This window comes from Haloferax sp. Atlit-6N (assembly GCF_003383195.1).
Taxonomy (GTDB): domain Archaea; phylum Halobacteriota; class Halobacteria; order Halobacteriales; family Haloferacaceae; genus Haloferax; species Haloferax gibbonsii.
In genome coordinates, this window is record NZ_QEQJ01000001.1 from 1,083,212 (window position 1) to 1,100,262 (window position 17,051).

The window sequence follows — 17,051 nt, forward strand, 5'->3', positions numbered from 1 at the left end:
GGGAAGGAGGGGCTGGGGAGACACACAGACACCACCGTTGCACGTGAAGCGTGGTAACGCCGAGAAGGGGTGCCATCGGCGGGCACTCGGAGAGAGCACGGGTGCAAGTGAAACTCGGTCGCGACTCGAACGTCGTCACCCACCACCGTTGCAGGTGATTTCTCCCGAACTGGACCGTTTACGGGCCGTTCACGACAGAACCGTTTGACTACAAACTGCACCGCGGGCACCGAGACATGTCAACGCTTTAGTTGAACTCGCGCTCTGTTGTTCTACTAGCTACTCTCGTATCCTCCTATTCACTTGCAAAAGTGGTGTGTGTCTGTTCAAACGAGTTCACACGAACCACGGTATGCGGTACCGAGGGTCAGTTAGAAGGCGACGATTCCGACCCGAACACGCCGCCCATCACCCGACGACACCGCCGCCGCAATTCACATGAATCAGATGAAATCGGGGTTTTAAATAAGGGGACGCCACAACGGACCGACGCTAATGCGCCGGTTCGAGCGAAAACAAAACGTCTTCACCAACAAGGACGCCCTCGGGGAGTCCTACAAGCCCGAGCGCATCGAGGAGCGCGACGACGAGATTTCGGAGTACATGGACGCGCTCCAACCGGTCGTCGACGGCTGGGAGCCGAACAACGTCTTCCTGTACGGAAACACCGGCGTGGGGAAGACCGCGGTCACCGAGTTCCTCCTCGAGATGCTCCTCGAAGACGTCTCGCAGTACGACGACGTCGACCTCAGCGTCATCTCCATCAACTGCAAGACCCTCAACTCCTCGTACCAGGTGGCGGTCGAACTCGTCAACGAGCTTCGGCCACCGGGCGCGGAGATTAGCTCGACCGGCTACCCCCAACAGACCGTCTTCAAGAAGCTGTTTCAGGAGTTGGACGACGTGGGCGGAACGGTTCTCATCGTCCTCGACGAGGTGGACTCCATCGGCGACCGCGACGAACTCCTCTACGAACTCCCGCGGGCGCGCTCGAACGGCAAGCTCGAAGACGCCAAGGTCGGCCTCATCGGCATCTCGAACGACTTCAAGTTCCACGACCAACTCGACCCGCGCGTGCAGGACACCCTCTGCGAGCGCGAACTGCACTTCCCGCCGTACCAAGCGCCCGAACTGCAGAACATCCTCGAATCGCGGGCTGAGGTCGCCATCGCCGAGGACGCCTGCGAGGAGGGCGTGCTCAACCTCTGTGCGGCGCTCGCCGCCCGCGACAGCGGGAGCGCGAGACAGGCGCTCGACCTGCTCCGACTGGCCGGCGAACACGCCGAGAACAAAGACGACGAGCGAATCACGCTCGACCACGTCGACATCGCCCGGCAGAAACTCGAACAGGAGCGCGTCGTCGAGGGGATGCGCGAACTCACCGAAAACGGTCACTTCGCGCTCCTCGCGGTCGTCTCGAAGGCCGCCCACGACGAGACGCCGTGTCGGATGCGCGACCTCTATCAGGAGTACCTCCGGCTGTGCAACTCCGCCGGCATCGACCCGCTCGCCCAGCGGTCGGTCCACAACCACCTCTCTGACCTCCGGATGCTCGGCATCCTCTCGGCCGAGGAGAACCGCACCGGCTCGCGCGGGAACTACTACAGCTACGCGCTCGACGTCCCCTTCGCCAGCGCGATGGAAGCGCTCTCGGACGTGCTCGCTCTCGACTCCGTCCTCGACGAGATTCGGAAGACTGCGAAACAGGCCGAGGCAGTCTGAACCCCACCGGACGCCGCGGCCTCCCGAGACCTTTTTCTGAGGCGTGCTGTTCTGAGACGCGACACGCCATTCTCAGACGGTGGTAGTTTCTTAGTGTGCCAGTGAGACGTGAGTAGCATGACGAATCTCTCGCCACGACTCTCTACGGGTATCTCCGGACTCGATACAGTGCTGGACGGTGGGCTACTGCCGAACCGGACGTACATGGTCCGTGGAGCGTCCGGGGCGGGAAAGACCATCGTCGGCTACCACTTCCTGTCCACCGGGGTCGAACGCGGCGAAGACGTGCTTTTCATCTCCTTCGAGGAGTCCGCGGCCGACCTCCGAGCGAACGCCGAGACGCTCGGGTTCGACCTCTCCGCGGTGCCGATTCTCGACCTGAGCCCGTCGCCCGAGGCGTTCCTCGACGACGAGGCGTACACGATGCTGTCGCCGAGCGAGGTCGAAGGGAAATCGACGACGGCCGAACTGAAAGCGGCAATCGAGGAACGCGAACCCGACAGGGTGGTCATCGACCCGCTGAGCCAACTCGGCCGGCTCTCGTCGGACAAGTACCAGTTCCGTCGACTCGTCTCGTCGCTCCTGAGCTACCTCAAGCAGTCGGGGACGACGACGATGTTCACGAGCCAGCCGTCGAGCGACGACACCGACGAGACGCTCGCGTACCTCTGTGACGGGTCGCTGTCGCTCCTGCGGTCCGAGGAGGGACGGTCGGTTCGCGTCGAGAAGTTCCGCGGGTCGGACTCCCAGACGGGGCCGCACGCCATGCGAATCGACGGCGACCACGGCATACGCGTCTTCCCGCGGCTCGTCCCCGGGTCGCACCACCGCGAGTTCGCCATCGAACCGCTCTCGTCCGGCATCGACGACCTCGACACCCTGCTCGGCGGCGGCATCGAGCGCGGGAGCATCACGCTCATCAGCGGCCCGAGCGGCGTCGGGAAATCGACCACCGGAGCCGCGTTCGCGCGGGCGACCGCCGACCGCGGCGAGCGCGCCGCGGTCTACCTCTTCGAAGAGAGCAAATCGAGCTTCCGGCACCGCTCCAAGTCCATCGGCATCCCGATAGACGACCTCGTCGAGTCGGGGAACCTCCGGGTCGACGCCGTCGAACCGCTCTCGATTTCGACCGACGAGTTCGCCCACCGAGTCCGCGCCGAGGTCGAGGCGAACGGCACGGAGTTCGTGATGATAGACGGCACGGCCGGCTACCAACTCAGCCTCACCGACGAGCGAAGCGACATCCGCCGCGAACTCCACGCGCTGGCGCGGTACCTCAAGAACATGGGCGTCACCGTCGTGCTGACCGAGGAGGTACAGCAGGTCACCGGCGCGTTCCACGCCTCCGACAACCACGTGAGCTACCTCGCGGACAACATCCTGTTCATCCGGTACATCGAGGTGCGCGGCGAGATTCGCAAGGCCATCGGCGTCCTGAAAAAGCGGTTCGGCTCCTTCGAGCCGACGCTCCGGTCGTTCAAAATCGGGAGCGACGGCATCGTCGTCGGCGAACCGCTGGACGAACTCCGAGGCATCCTCACGGGGACGCCGACGTGGAACGAGGATGAGTGACCGTGAGCGAAGACGCGTCGCGGAACGACACACGTTCCGCCGGAGACGCGTCCGGGGACGAACGGATACTCCTCGCGGTCCGCGGCGCTCGCGACCGCGAGCTACTGGCTGAACTCCTCGACGCGTACGAGGTCATCGTCTGGGAACGCGGCCGCGAAAGCGGAGGCGGAGGCGAAGGCGAAGACGGAGACGAAGGTGCAGGCGAAGACCCGCTCCCGGAGTTCGACCTCTGTATCGTCGACATGGCGACGTACTCGGCCGTCGCCGACGCGCTCGCCGAGCGCAAAGCCGACGCCGACGACCGGTTCGTACCGGTGTTGTTGACGGTCGCCCAAGACGAACAGGCCGTCGCCGCGCGACGGCTCGACGACGTTCCGGACGACGTGCTCGCGGTGCCCGCGCCGAAGGCGGTCATCCGGTCGCGGGTCGAATCGCTCCTCCAGACCCGGCGGCAGTCGCTCCAACTCGCGTTGTACCGCCGCGCGATGGACAGCGCGACCGTCGGCATCACCATCACCGAGGCCGACGACGACCAGCCGCTCACGTACATCAACGACGCCTTCGAGGAGATGACCGGCTACGACCGCTCGGAGGTGCTCGGTCGGAACTGTCGGTTTCTACAGGGCGAAGAGACCGACACCGAGCCGGTCGAGCTACTCCACGAGGCGATCGAAGCCGGCGAGAGCGTCGCCGTCAGTCTCACGAACTACCGAAAGGACGGGACGCCCTTCTGGAACGAACTGAAGATATCGCCGGTGTACGAGGACGGCGAGCTCACCCACTTCGTCGGGTTCCAGACCGACGCGACCGTCCGCCACGCGCTCAAGAACCAGCTCATCCACGAGACCCAGACGCTCAAACAGCTCTTCGAGACGAGTCCGGTCGGCATCGCGGTCCTCAACGACGACGGGATTATCGTGCGCGCCAACGAGGCGGCCCAGGAGGTCCTCGGTCTGCGGCGGTCGGTCGTGCTCGGACAGTCGTACGACGCCCCCGAGTGGGACCTCGTCGACGCACGCGGGGAGCCGCTCGACCGCGACGACCTCCCCTTCGACCGGGTGAGAGAGACCGGCGACACGGTCACGAACTTCGAACACGGTATCGGCGTCGACGACGAGCGGCGGTGGCTCGTCGTCAACGCCGCTCCGCTGACCGGAAGCGACGGGGAGCACGTCGGCGTGATTGCCGCCATCGAGGACGTGACAGCACAGAAGCGACAGGAGCGCGAGCGCGAGCGATTGCTCGACCTGTTCGACCAGAGCCAGAAGATCGCCTCGGTCGGCGCGTGGGAGGTCAACACGGAGAGCGGAGCGGTGCTGTTCACGAGCGGGCTCGCGGAGCTCCTCGGCGTCGAGCCGGGGACGGTGTTCGACCTCTCGGAGGCGTTTTCGTTCTACCACCCCGAAGACGAGCCCAAGGTCCGAGCGGGGTTCGAACGGCTCGTCGAAACCGGCGAAGAACAGTCACTCGAATGTCGCCTCGAGACGGCGAGCGGCGAGATGCGCTGGGTGAACGTCCGCGGCGTCGCGACGCGGGAGACCGACGCCCCCGTCTTCCGAGGAACCGTCCAAGACATCACCGAGCGAAAGGCCCGGTCGAGAGAGCTGGAACGCTACGAGCGCATCGTCGAGACGACCGCGGACCCGATTTACACGCTGGACGACAACCTCCGGTTCGTCCTCGCGAACAGCGCGACCGCCGACCTGCTGGGCCGCGACCCCGACGACCTCGTCGGCGAACACGTCTCGACGGTGTTCGGCGAGCACCACTCGCAAGCGCTGTTGGAGTCCATCGCGTCGCTTCTCGCGGGCGACAGCGACAAAGAGACCATGGAGACGGTCGTCGTCGACCGAGACGGCGCGGAGCGACGGTTTCAGACGACTATCGCGGCGAAGTCTTCGGAGGACGAGTTCGAGGGCATCGTCTGCGTCGGCCGCGACGTGACCGAACTCCAAGAGCGCGAACGGCGGCTATCCGTCCTCGACCGCGTCATCAGACACAACCTCCGAAACAAGATGAACATCGCGCAGGCGCACGCGGCGATGGTGCTCGAACACACCGACGACGACGACGTGCTCGAGTCGGCGGCGGCCATCGAGCGGGCGACCAGCGAACTCCTCTCGCTCGCCGAGACGGCCCGGAAGTTCAGCTCCGCGCTCGACCCCAACGTGGCGGAGCGAGTGCAACCACAGAACGTCGCCGACTGCGTTCGCAACGTCGTCGAGGGCGCGCGGCTCAGCTACCCCGAGGCGACCATCACCGTCGATGCACCGGGCGTCGCGAACGCGCGAGCCCACACGACGTTCGAACTCGCGGTGAACGAACTCGTCGACAACGCCGTCGTCTACGGCGGAGACGGCGTCGAAATCGAACTCTCGGTCTTCGAGGACGACGCCGCAGACCAGGTCGTCCTCCGCGTCACGGACAACGGACCGGGCGTTCCCCGGCTCGAACGCGAATCGATTATGACGGGACGAGAATCGCCCCTCCGACATACGAACGGGCTCGGTCTCTGGTTCGTCCGCTGGGCGGTGACGAACAGCAACGGCTCGATTCACATCGCGGACAACGACCCGCACGGAGCGCTCATCGAGCTTCGACTGCCGAGAGCCTAACGCCGAGGCTTCGCTCGGCGGACTCAGGCGACGGCGGAGACGGCCGTACCGACCGTCGTCGCCCCGAGCATCACGCCGAGTCCGAACCCGAGAATCCGGGCCATCGCCCGCCGAGCGTCCGCTTCCGTCCACCCCGTTCCGGTGTCGAGGTGCGTCTGCATCGACTCGATACCGCGGCCGAGCGCGACCGCCCCGGACCAGCCGAGGAGGCCGAACCCGAACGCGAGCGAGCCGAGCGCGAACGTCGTCTCGACGCTCCCCGCGAAATCACCGACGACCAGCGTGGCGACCAGCCAGACGGCGGCGACGAGCGCGCCCGCGAGGGCCGCGGTGCCGACGAGGCGAAGGCGAACGGCCGCCCGTTCAAGCGCTGGGGGCGCGTCCGCGTCCGCCGGCTCCGGTGACGCTGACACGGTCGGTCAGTCGACCGCTTCGCGCATCCGCGGGTCGAGCGCGTCGCGCATGCCGTCGCCGAGGAGGTTGAACCCCAGCACGGTGAGCGCGAGGAAGAACCCGGGGAAGAACGACCACCACCAGACGCCCGTGAGGAGGCCCTGACTCACGCCGTTCGAGAGCATGAGCCCCCACGAGGGCGTCCCGGCCTCGGCACCGAAGCCGAGGAACGACAGCGCCGCGAGGTCGATGATTGCCAGCCCGAAGTTGAGCGTGCTCTGGACCGTGATGGGCGCGAGACAGTTCGGCAGGACGTGCCGAATCAGCACCCGCGGGTCGGCCGCGCCGAGCGCGACCGTCGCGTCGATGTACTCGTTTTCGAGCACGGTCAGCGCGGCCCCGCGGACGACGCGGGCGAACCGCGGCGTGTAGACGAGCGTCAGGGCGGCGACCGCCCGCCACAGCCCGAGTTCGTCGGGGAAGATGGCGACGAGCGCCAGCGCCAAGAGGAGCGACGGGAACGCGAGCAGCACGTCCATCGTCCGCATGATGACGTTGTCGGTCACGTCGCTGTAGTAGGCCGCGACGATGCCGAGACCGACGCCGAGGACGGTCGAGGCGGCGACCGTGACGGTGCCGAACAGCATCGCGTACCACGCGCCGTAGGCCACCCGCGGCAGGAGGCTGCGGGCCTGCCCGTCAGTTCCGAAGGGGTAGTCGAGGCTCGGCGGGGCGCGGTTCGGGTTCGTCCCGAGTTGCGACTGCGTGATGACTTCGAGGTCCAAGAACAGCCGCGCGTACAGCGCGATGACCACCATCGCGACGATGATGGCGATGCCGGCGAGCGCGAGGCGGTTCGACAGCAGTCGGGAGACGAACGGCGACGCGGTCAGGCGGTCGATGAGCCCGCGCTGGTCGACGTCCGCCGCCGTCTCGTTCGTGGTCGTGGTCGTGGTTTCCGTGCTCATTGTTCGATCCTCGGGTCAAGGATGGAGTAGGTGATGTCGACGCCGAGGTTGACCAGCGTGAACAGGAACGCGAAGGTCAGGACCGTCCCCTGAACGATGGGGTAGTCGCCGACCTTGATGGCCTCGACCAGAAGCGTCCCGATGCCGCCGATGGCGAACACCGTCTCCGTGAGTACTGCGCCGCCGAGCAGGCCACCGAACTGGATGCCGATGACCGTGATGACGGGAATCATCGCGTTGCGGAAGCCGTGTTTCAGGACCGTTATCTTCGCGCCTTGGCCCTTCGCGCGGGCGGTCCGCATGTAGTCCTGCCGGATGACCTCCAGCATCGACGAGCGCATCATCCGGGAGATGAGCGCCATCGAGTAGACGCCGATGACCGACGCCGGGAGAATCATGTGGCGGACCGCGGAGACGAACATCTCCCAGTTGCCCGCGAGGAGCGTGTCGACCGTGACGAGCCCCGTCACCCGGATGGCCTCGACGTTGTAGAGGACCGAGATGCGGCCGCTCGTCGGGAGCCACCCGAGCACCTGCGCGAACAGCAAGATGAGAAGCGGGCCGCTCCAGAAGATGGGCACGCTGATGCCGGCGAGCGCGCCGATACGGGTCAGGTGGTCCGTGATGCTGTCCTGCTTGACGGCGCTCAGGATGCCGAGCGGGATGCCCAGCGAGATACCGATGAGCTGGCCGTAGATGGCGAGTTCGAGCGTGACCGGCAGCTTGTTGGCGAGCACCTCGCGGACCGCGGTGTTCCGCTGGATGATGAACGACTCGCCGAACTGGAACTGCGCGGCATCGACGAGGAACCGCCCGTACTGCACCCAGATGGGGTCGTTCAGGCCGAGGCTCTCTTCGATCTGCCGGACGAACTCCTCGCTGGCGCGCTCGCCCGCGATGGTGAGCGCCGGGTCACCCGGCGAGAGGTGCAGGATGGAAAAGACGAGCGACGCCACTCCCACCAGCACGGGGACGAGCAACAGCAGCCGCTTGAGTACGAATCGTGTGGAAATCATGAAAGTCGAGGGCGCGGTCAGTGCCTCAGTTCAGGCTGACCAGGTTGAGGTACGGACCGCTGATGGCGGCGATCTGGAACCCGCTGACGCGGTTGGAGACGCCGCGAAGCTCGTCCGCGTAGTCGAGGTAGACCCACGGGGCTTCGTCGTGTGCGATCTGGTTCGCCTCGTTGTACAGCGACTCGCGCTCGGCCTCGTCGTAGGTGCTCTGGCCCTGTTCGACGAGGTCCATGTAGTCGCGGTTCGCCCACGCCGAGCGGTTACTGGTGTTGTAGCCTTCGGCGTCGAAGCTGACCCAGTCCTGTCCCTCCGTGAGTTCGCCTTCCTCTACCTGCGGGTGCAGGAGGACGTACATGAAGTTGTCCGGGTCGGCGTTGTCGGTGTACCAGCCGAGGAAACACGCGTCGTGGCGGCCCTGGGCGGTGTATTCGAGGAACGGCCCGAACGACTGCTGGTTGATGTCGACCTCGATGCCGATTTCGCCGAGGTTGGACGCGACGGTCTCTGCGGTCTGAATCGGCGACGGGTTGTAGCCGCGGGGGTTCTGGAACGTCGCCAGTTCGAACGAGAAGCCGTCACCGTAGCCGGCCTCTTCGAGGAGGCGCTGGGCCTCCTCGGGGTCGTACGGGTACGGGTCGATGTCGTCGTTGTGTCCGAGGACGTTCGGCGGGAGCGGCTGGCTCGCCTGCGTCGCGAAGCCCGAGTAAATCTCGTTGACGATGGCTTCGGTGTTGATGGCGTGGCTGACGGCCTGCCGGACGCGGCGGTCGCGGAACTCCTCGCGGCTCGCCATGTTGAACGCCATGTAGCCGATGTTGATACCCTCGGTGCGGACGAGGTTCGCGTTGCTGGCGTTTTCGACCTGGACGGACGACTGCGCGCCGAGTCCGTCGATGATGTCGAGTTCGCCCGACGCGAGCGACTGAGCGCGCGTCGAGTTCTGTCCGATGGTGACGAAGACGACCTCGTCCACGTTCGGCCCCTCGCCCCAGTACTCGGCGTTGGCTTCGAGGCGGATGCGCTCGTTCGCGTCGTCGAGGTTGCTCAGCTGGAACGGGCCCGTGCCGACGGGGTTCGAACTGAGGTCCGTGCCGTACTCCTCGATCGCGGCGAGGGAGTGCACCGCCGCCGCGAACATCGCCAGGTTACGCAGGAACGGCGCGTACGACTGGGTCAGCTGAATCGTCATCGAGTAGTCGCCGTCGACCTGAATCTCGTCGATCCACGAGCCGAGGGTGAACGGCCCGTACGCCGAGACGTAGTCGTCGCCGGCGTAGTACTCGTAGTCGCTGTCGACGAAGCGGCGATACGTCGCCACGAAGTCCTCCGCCGTGAACTCCTCGCCGTTGTGGAACATCACGCCCTCGCGGAGCGTGATGGAGGCCGACTGGCCCTCAAGGGAGTACTCGGTGGCGAGTCCCTGCGTCAGCGTGGACTGGCCCGGCTCGAAGTTGATGAGCGTGTCGTAGAGCTGTTCGGTCACCTTCGCGACCTCGCCGCTCGTGCTGTTCTGGAAGTCGAGCGTCGGCGAGTGGCTGCCGCGACCGTAGCGGAGGACCGACGTCGACCCGCCGTCTTCGGTCTCCGTCTCGGTCTGGTCCGTCTCGCCCTCACCGGTCGTCTCACCGGATTCGGTGGTGGTGTCCTCACCGCCGCCGCCGGAACAGCCCGCGAGTCCGGCCGTCGCTGCAGCAGCTCCTGCGGCCGTCAGGAACCGACGCCGCGAAACATCATTGCCATCTTGTGACATACGTGTATCTATCAATGGCTACCTATAAAAATAACGAAGCGCTGAAGCGAGGAACGAGAGACACCGTCGACCTGTTCCGGTAAAAATACGAGACAATCAAAAAACGTCGAATAGGTGATGAGAGGCCGTATAGGCCCCGACGCGCCGCCTATTCGTCTACGAGGTGACACGCCGCGGGGTGCGCTTGCTCGCCCAGTTCGGGCGCGTCGCGCTCGCAGACGCTCTCGAATCGCTCGCGGAGAATCTCGCTCGCCTCGTCCCAGTCGTCGGCGACGACGCGTTCGAGCGCGCGGTCGACGACGCCCCGGAGTTCGGGCGACAGCGTGTGCGACAGATGCGACTCGCGGAGTTCGTCCACGACGGCGTCCGCGTCGGCGGTGCCGCCGTCGGCGCTCACCGTCGCTTCGGCGCTCGGGTCGCCCGCGTCCAGCGCCGCGTCGCGGGCGGTCTCGACGTCCAGCGACTCGCGCTCGACGCGCTGGCGGAGGTCCATCACCTCGCGGTAGGCCGCCTGCTCGATGTCGAGGTCCGCGGGCGGGATGACCTGCGGACACCGCGTCCGGAAGTGGCAGCCCGACGGCGGGTTGATGGGGCTCGGCACGTCGCCTTCGAGGATGATGCGGTCGTCGGTCTCGGCGGCCGGGTCGGGCTCCGGAATCGCCGACAGCAACGCCTGCGTGTAGGGGTGTCGCGGGTCGTCGAACAGCTCGTCGGTCGCCGCGACCTCCACGATTTCGCCGAGGTACATCACGGCGACGCGGTCGGAGATGTGGCGAACCACAGAGAGGTCGTGGGCGATAAAGAGGTACGTCAGCCCGAAGCGCTCCTGGAGGTCTTCGAGCAGGTTGAGAATCTGCGCCTGCACGGACACGTCGAGCGCCGACACCGGCTCGTCGGCGACGATGAAGTCGGGGTCGACCGCGAGCGCGCGGGCGATGCCGACGCGCTGGCGCTGGCCGCCCGAGAGTTCGTGCGGGTAGCGGTCGTACTGGCCGACTTCGAGGCCGACCGCGTCGAGCAGTTGGTGGACCCGGCGACGCCGGCGCTCGCTGGTCGAGTCGCCCGGCGTGACGCGGACGGTGACGCCCGAGACGACGTCACCCTCGCGCTCGACTTCGACCTCGGCGCGGAGCCGCTCTTCGACGGCCACGTCGACCTCGCCGTCGGCGACCGTGACGGTCACGGTAGCCGTTGCGACGCCGTTCGAGGAGCCGACGATGGCGTCGATCTCGTCGCTCGCGGTGACCGAGACGCGCTCGGCGTCGATGCCGGTCACGGTGACGTCGGCCTCGCCGCGCACGTCCGGGTCGGACACGGGGAGGTCGTGGACGTCGAGCGGCTCGCGGATGGTCTGGCCGACGGTCATCCGCGGGTCCAGCGACGACAGCGGGTCCTGGAAGATCATCTGCATGTCGCGGCGCATCGCGCGGAGTTCGTCGCTGTCGAGCCCGGAGAGGTCCGTCCCCGAGAAGACGACGCGCCCGCCGGTCGGCGGCGTCAGGTGCAGGAGGCTCCGCCCGGCGGTGGACTTCCCGCAGCCGGACTCGCCGACCAAGCCGAGCGTCTCGCCCTCGTAGACCGTGAAGTCGATGCCGTCGACCGCCTTCACGCTCCGGTCGTCGGCCCCGAGGAAGCGGTCGAGGATGCCGTCGGCCTGCTCGTAGTACTTCTGCATGCCGTCGACTTCGAGCAGCGGCGTGTCGGAGGGCTCGGTGCCCGTCGACGACTCGATGGCGTCACCGCCGTACTCGTCGGTGTCGAAGTCGTCGAGGATGCACTTCGAGCGGTGGTCCACGGCGTCGTCGCCGTGTTGCTTGTACGGTATCTCGCCCGAGGTACACTCCGGCTGGGCCCACGGACACCGGGGCGCGAAGTGGCACCCTTCGGGCATGTCGATGAGGTCCGGCACGTTGCCCTCGATGGGCGTCAGGCGCTCTTTTTCCTCGCTCGGGAGCGATTCGAGGAGCGTGTACGTGTAGGGGTGCGAGGGGTTGTGGAAGATTTCCTCGACCGGCCCCTCCTCGACGATTTCACCGGCGTACATGACCGCGACCCGGTCACACGTCTCGGCGACGACGCCGAGGTCGTGGGTGATCATGAGCACCGACATGCCGAGGTCCTCCTGCAGGTCGTCGATGAGGTCGAGAATCTGCGCTTGAATGGTCACGTCGAGCGCGGTCGTCGGCTCGTCGGCGACGAGCACGCGCGGCTGACAGGCGAGCGCGATGGCGATGAGAACGCGCTGGCGCATCCCGCCGGAGAACTCGTGGGGGTACTCGTCGACCCGCGCGCCGGGTTCGGGGATGCCGACCGATTCGAGCACGTCGATGGTCCGCTCGACGACTTCGTCGTCGATGTCGCGGCTGATGCGGGGGAGCAGTTCGCGGACCGCGTTGAACCACGAGTCCTTGCGGCGACCGCCGTACTGGTGGAGTCGGAGGCTCTCTGCGACCTGCTCGCCGACCGTCAGCGAGGGGTTCAGCGAGGTCATCGGGTCCTGGAATATCATCCCGAGTTCGCGCCCGCGGACGGCCCGCAGCGCCTCCTCGGGGGCGTCGACGAGGTTGACGACGTCGCCGTCGACGAAGGCGGGGTTGGTGTACTCCTCGCGGAACTCCTCGGCGAGTCGGGCGCTCTCGAGTTCGACCGACCCGGAGACGATTTCGCCGGGGTCGTCGACGAGTCCCATCGCCGACAACGCCGTCACACTCTTTCCGGACCCGGATTCGCCGACCAGTCCGACCGTCTCGCCCTCGCCGACCGTGAGGTCGAGGCCGTCGACGGCCTTGACCCGACCCCGGCCGGTCGAGAACTGGGTTCGAAGGTCCGAAAGAGAGAGTAGATTCCTCATTGACTGGGAATGACCTGCATGGCGTGAAATACCTTTTCAATTTTTGCCAATTGATACGTGGGAAACATAATGCTGAATCGCCTGCGGTCGCCCGCGTGACGCGCGAAAGCGCGCGACGGCGGCGGGAGAAGCCAAAGTTTAGGTAGCGGACTCCGACACCATGCCGCATGGAAGAACATCCGCTCTCGGACGAGTCGGGCACGTGGGAGACGGTGGTCGAAGAGTGCGAGGCGCTCGCCGACGACTATCGGGAGCGAGACTGGACGGTCGTCGTCGCCCTGCCGGGGGACGTGGTCCCCGTTCCCGGAACGGGCGACGAAGTCGTCGACCACGTCGGCCTCGACGTGGTCGTCGGCGACGACGTCTATCCCGACCTCGAAGCCGCCGTCACGGGCGCGACGTTCGACGAGTACGAGGCGTTCCGCGCGGTCACCGGCGGCCTCGTCTACCTCGCGCTCGTCGTCCGCGCCACCGACGACGAAGTCGCCGTCTGCCTCCCCTTGTACTACCGCCTCGCGGAGTCCGAACGCATGTTCTCGCTCCTCGACGCCGGCGAGACGATGCGGACGAAGGTCCACCCGCTGGACCCCGACAAGGGCGTCGAGTTCGTCCACGAGGACCCCGACCCGCTCCTCCCGCCGGACTGGGACGCCGATTTGTCGGACGAGTTCGCCTAGTCGTCGCGTCGCCGACCGTCGAAGACGCTTTTTTCCGCTGCGGAACTTGTTCTCCGTCAGGCCCGCGGCGCGATATTCTGATTCACCCGGAACAGGTTCTCCGGGTCGTACTGGCGTTTCAGTTCGACCAACCGGTCGTAGTTGTCCCCGAAGGCGGCGCGAACGCGCTCGCTCCCCTCGCGGCTGAGGAAGTTCACGGAGACGCCGTCGGAGAGGTGCGGAGCCATCGCCGCGAAGAACGCCCGCGTCCACGCGACGTGTTCGTCGTCCTCGTCGGCGTCGGTCCATCGGGTGAAGATGTTGAACGAGTAGCCAGCGTCGCGGTGGGCATACGCGGACGCGTCCGAATCGAGACGCGAAATCGCGCCACCCAGATGCTCGATGACGATCGACGTGTACGGCGACGTCACCGAGTTCGCGTAGTCGACGAGCGTCTCGATGGCCCCGTCGGACAGCCCGGCCTCGCTAACGAACTGTGATTTCCAGTAGTTCCGGTACCCCGGCGGGTACACGTCGTCAAAGAGTCCCTGGAATTCCGTGTACTGGCGCGGTCGAACGAGGTCGACCGTCGGCTCTTGGAACTCTCGTAGTGGCCGAATCGCACGCTCCCCGTCTTCGAGAGCGCCTGCGTAGCACAGGTAGGCGGTGACGACTCGTTCCCCACGGACGTCCGCCGGGACGAACGACGCGGACGGTGCGGTCCTAACCGAGGCTTGACACCCACCCCGCGCTAAAGCGCGAGGATTCCTCCGTTGGGGGTTCGGCTACCGACCCACGGAGGCAACTTACGGGTTTGTGCGCACTTCTTTGGGACTTTCGTGAGGGTGTGGTTTCCCCGACCAGTCGTGGTCGTCCCACTCAAATCGCACGGGCCGTGCCATCGGCCTGATTTCGCAATCGCTGTTTTCCCGAAGGAACGTCTCTGACGCCGTGAGGTCGGCGTGTCCCTCGAAACCACACGGACACGTCAGCGTATCCCCGTGGCGAACCGTCTCCTCGTGGTCGCCACACTCGGGACACGTCTGACTCGTCCACGCTTCCGACTCGGCTTCGAGAGAGATGCCGTACTCCTCACAGACACACGCGAGACGGTGGATGAACTTCTTGAACGCCCAGAAGTTGTGCGTCTTCTCGTTCACCCTGACCGACCAATGCGTTTCCAGCACGTCGGTCAAATCGCCCACGTACACCGTCGCCACGCCCTCGTCGTACAGCCGTTCAACGAGGTCGCGCACCAGCGCGTTCTGTGCGTGGTCACGGCGTTTCGTTCGCTGCCGGTACAGCCGTCGAATCCGATTCGAGGAGTAGCGCCCCTCTCGGAGTCGTCCGGAAGACTCCGTCTTCCGTGATTCCGAGAGACTCCGTCTCTCGGGCAATTTCGACTGTAGGCGGGCGATTTCGTCTGTCGTCTCGCGGAACCGTCTGAACAACTCCCGGCCGTCGTAGAGGTACTGGTTCCCAGTGGTCGTGGAACAGGCGACGAGATTGTTCGCGCCAACGTCGAGGGCGGCTTCGTGAGAAGCCAGTGGTGAACCCAGTCGAGAATCAGGTACGGTGACTGGTTGGAAAGCCCTGAACGTGTCGCTAACCTCGTCGTACTCAAGTTCCAGACGACCCTGTTTGCCGTCCCATTTCGGGTTGCCTCGGACTTCGAGGCGGAGTCGTTCGTGGTAGCCGAGTCCGTATTCGTCTTTCAGTTCTTGCCCGACAGGGATTTCGAGACGACTACGCTTCCCCCACTCAATCGTGTACTGGTTGCATCGGATGTAGGTGCGGAGTTCGCGTCCGTCCTCTTCGTTGCCCCAGTACGATGGTGGGTTGGCGTACTCGCCTTTCTCCTTGGCAAAGAACGACCGCCACGCTTCGCTGTTCTTGCGCGTGACCTGTTGGACGGTCGCGCTTCCGACGACGCCGTTGTACTGTCCACGGTACTCGGAGGTGTCCCACACGTCGCCGTCACCGAAGTAGTTCTGGCGACGTTCGTAGGTCAGTTCGTTCCACAGGGAAGCGGAGGCGTCGAGGAGCCGTAGAAGGCACTCTTTGTCGTTCTCGGTCTGTGGAAGCACCTCGAAGGTGTTGACGCGCTTCATTCGTCGCTACCTTCCTGTTCAGCGATATACTGTTCGACAGCGCCCTTCGAGGCGCTTCCCGCTGTTCCGACGTAGTAGGAACGAGTCCACTTCACGCGGTCGTCGTACCGCTGGTTATACTTCCGCGCCGAGATGCCCTTGACCCAGTTGACGATGAGTGACGGTGCGTTCTTGGGTGGACTCCCGATGAACAGGTGTACGTGGTCGGGCATGACCTCGGACTCGGCCAGTTCGAGGTCTTTGTCCTCACAGATTTCCGCGAAGATGGCTTCGAGACGTTCCTTTGTCTTCCCCGTCAGGTTCGAACGCCGATATTTCGGCACGAACACTATGTGGTAGTAGAGTTCGTATTTCGCGTGACGGGTACTCTTTACCATCTATGCATACTATCACAACCGGGCGGGTTAAAGATTGCGTTGGAACCCCGTCTGTGCTGTCGTCGGCGGTTGAATACTATTGGTCGACTTCATCCCCGCCCTGAAGGGCGAGGCTTTCGCCTCGAATTTTCCGTGAGCCCATAGGAACGACTGAGCCATCCCCACCCGCCGCCGAGAGTCAACCCGGCGAGGCCCGTCTCCGAGATAATTCCGGCCGGCGCGCCGAGGCCGTGGACCTGCGTCGCCCGGTCGAACTCCCCGACGGTGACACCCGGTTCGACGCGGGCGGTGTTGGTCTCGACATCGAGTCGTATCTCCGTCATCGACGAGCAGTCGATCAGCAGCCCACCGTCACAGACGCCGTGTCCGGCGACGTTGTGGCCCCCGCCTTGGACCGCGACTGCCAGCCCGTACTGGCGAGCGAATGTGACGGCAGCGACGACGTCGTTCGTGTCCGCTGGCCGGACGACGACGGCGGGATACCGGTCGATCATCGCGTTCCATACCGTGCGGGCCTCCTCGTAGCCGTCCGCTTCCGGACCGAGTGCATCGCCGCGGAGACGAGCGTCGAGGTCGCGGATAGTGGCGTCGTCCACCGCTGGGTAAGACCGGTCCATAACGTATCTTCAGACGTTGTCCGTCGGAATAGGCATTCCTCAGCGAAACAGGAAGTAGTTCAAGACGTACTGACGAGTGGCGAGGTCCACCTCGCCCGCTCGCCGTCAGTCTCGGTCGATTCGGGGTCGATGCGTCCTCTCGTCCGGAGGAGTGCGTTCAGTTCGGACGGGCTGAACGTGAGCGCCTCGCAGACGACACACGCCTCGGGGGCCGTCGGCGACGCGGTCGCGTGGACGACGCCGCAGTGCTGGCACACGTGCAGGTGGTTTCTGTCTCCCATATGCACCCTCACAGAGGCGCTCGGACCATGTCATGATGCTTCCTGCTAAAATCACAGGGGGTGTGTGGGTTTCACCTAGTGAGCACCCACCCACACGCACAGGGGTCCTGAAGGTCACGACG

Annotated in this window: 14 protein-coding genes; 4 read left to right on the plus strand and 10 right to left on the minus strand. The window is 65.4% G+C overall.

The window, feature by feature from the left end; translation table 11 throughout:
* The first annotated feature begins 495 nt into the window (after nucleotides 1-495).
* From DEQ92_RS05585 to DEQ92_RS05595, 3 genes are all read left to right on the plus strand, one after another.
* The gene (locus DEQ92_RS05585; RefSeq protein WP_004972987.1) at nucleotides 496-1,722 is read left to right on the plus strand and encodes an orc1/cdc6 family replication initiation protein; all 1,227 of its coding nucleotides are present in this window, start codon (nucleotides 496-498) and stop codon (nucleotides 1,720-1,722) included.
* A 117-nt stretch (nucleotides 1,723-1,839) separates the two neighbouring features.
* On the plus strand, nucleotides 1,840-3,294 hold the full coding sequence (locus DEQ92_RS05590) for an ATPase domain-containing protein (RefSeq protein WP_115820514.1): 1,455 nt from the start codon (nucleotides 1,840-1,842) through the stop codon (nucleotides 3,292-3,294).
* Nucleotides 3,291-5,909 carry a PAS domain S-box protein gene (locus DEQ92_RS05595; RefSeq protein ID WP_115820515.1) on the plus strand — a complete coding sequence of 873 codons (2,619 nt, stop codon included), beginning with the start codon at nucleotides 3,291-3,293 and terminating at the stop codon, nucleotides 5,907-5,909. Before DEQ92_RS05590 ends, DEQ92_RS05595 begins: the two co-directional genes overlap by 4 nt.
* A 23-nt stretch (nucleotides 5,910-5,932) precedes the next feature.
* Here the strand turns inward: DEQ92_RS05595 and DEQ92_RS05600 are convergent, their stop codons facing one another.
* The 5 genes from DEQ92_RS05600 to DEQ92_RS05620 all read right to left on the minus strand — a co-directional run bounded on the left by DEQ92_RS05600 (nucleotide 5,933) and on the right by DEQ92_RS05620 (nucleotide 12,887).
* Complete coding sequence (locus tag DEQ92_RS05600; RefSeq protein ID WP_115820516.1) at nucleotides 5,933-6,322, minus strand: hypothetical protein; 390 nt, start codon at nucleotides 6,320-6,322, stop codon at nucleotides 5,933-5,935.
* A 6-nt stretch (nucleotides 6,323-6,328) separates the two neighbouring features.
* Nucleotides 6,329-7,270 carry an ABC transporter permease gene (locus DEQ92_RS05605; protein WP_004972996.1) on the minus strand — a complete coding sequence of 314 codons (942 nt, stop codon included), beginning with the start codon at nucleotides 7,268-7,270 and terminating at the stop codon, nucleotides 6,329-6,331.
* Complete coding sequence (locus DEQ92_RS05610) at nucleotides 7,267-8,286, minus strand: ABC transporter permease (protein ID WP_004972998.1); 1,020 nt, start codon at nucleotides 8,284-8,286, stop codon at nucleotides 7,267-7,269. The genes DEQ92_RS05605 and DEQ92_RS05610 overlap by 4 nt, the downstream gene beginning before the upstream one ends.
* A gap of 25 nt (nucleotides 8,287-8,311) precedes the next feature.
* A complete protein-coding gene (locus DEQ92_RS05615; RefSeq protein ID WP_004973000.1) occupies nucleotides 8,312-10,036 on the minus strand; it encodes an ABC transporter substrate-binding protein in 1,725 nt (574 codons plus the stop codon).
* A 148-nt stretch (nucleotides 10,037-10,184) separates the two neighbouring features.
* Complete coding sequence (locus tag DEQ92_RS05620) at nucleotides 10,185-12,887, minus strand: ABC transporter ATP-binding protein (RefSeq protein ID WP_004973002.1); 2,703 nt, start codon at nucleotides 12,885-12,887, stop codon at nucleotides 10,185-10,187.
* A 167-nt stretch (nucleotides 12,888-13,054) separates the two neighbouring features.
* On the opposite strand from DEQ92_RS05620, the gene DEQ92_RS05625 reads away from it, so the two are divergent.
* Nucleotides 13,055-13,564 (plus strand): hypothetical protein, encoded by a 510-nt coding sequence (locus DEQ92_RS05625; RefSeq protein WP_008091942.1) that lies wholly within the window; start codon nucleotides 13,055-13,057, stop codon nucleotides 13,562-13,564.
* Nucleotides 13,565-13,620: 56 nt separating this feature from the next.
* On the opposite strand, the gene DEQ92_RS05630 is transcribed toward DEQ92_RS05625, so the two are convergent.
* From DEQ92_RS05630 to DEQ92_RS05650, 5 genes are all read right to left on the minus strand, one after another.
* Complete coding sequence (locus DEQ92_RS05630) at nucleotides 13,621-14,076, minus strand: FAD-binding oxidoreductase (protein WP_115820517.1); 456 nt, start codon at nucleotides 14,074-14,076, stop codon at nucleotides 13,621-13,623.
* Between the two features lie 273 nt (nucleotides 14,077-14,349).
* Nucleotides 14,350-15,654, minus strand: coding sequence for an RNA-guided endonuclease TnpB family protein (locus DEQ92_RS05635; RefSeq protein WP_115820518.1), 1,305 nt, complete (start codon nucleotides 15,652-15,654; stop codon nucleotides 14,350-14,352).
* Nucleotides 15,651-16,031 (minus strand): IS200/IS605 family transposase, encoded by a 381-nt coding sequence (gene tnpA / locus DEQ92_RS05640; RefSeq protein WP_004973010.1) that lies wholly within the window; start codon nucleotides 16,029-16,031, stop codon nucleotides 15,651-15,653. Before tnpA ends, DEQ92_RS05635 begins: the two co-directional genes overlap by 4 nt.
* An 89-nt stretch (nucleotides 16,032-16,120) precedes the next feature.
* Nucleotides 16,121-16,648: an FAD-binding oxidoreductase gene (locus DEQ92_RS05645; protein WP_115820519.1), complete on the minus strand. Its 528-nt coding sequence runs from the start codon at nucleotides 16,646-16,648 to the stop codon at nucleotides 16,121-16,123.
* Between the two features lie 59 nt (nucleotides 16,649-16,707).
* Nucleotides 16,708-16,929, minus strand: a complete 222-nt coding sequence (locus tag DEQ92_RS05650) for a hypothetical protein (RefSeq protein WP_004973012.1) — start codon at nucleotides 16,927-16,929, stop codon at nucleotides 16,708-16,710.
* Nucleotides 16,930-17,051: the final 122 nt, after the last annotated feature.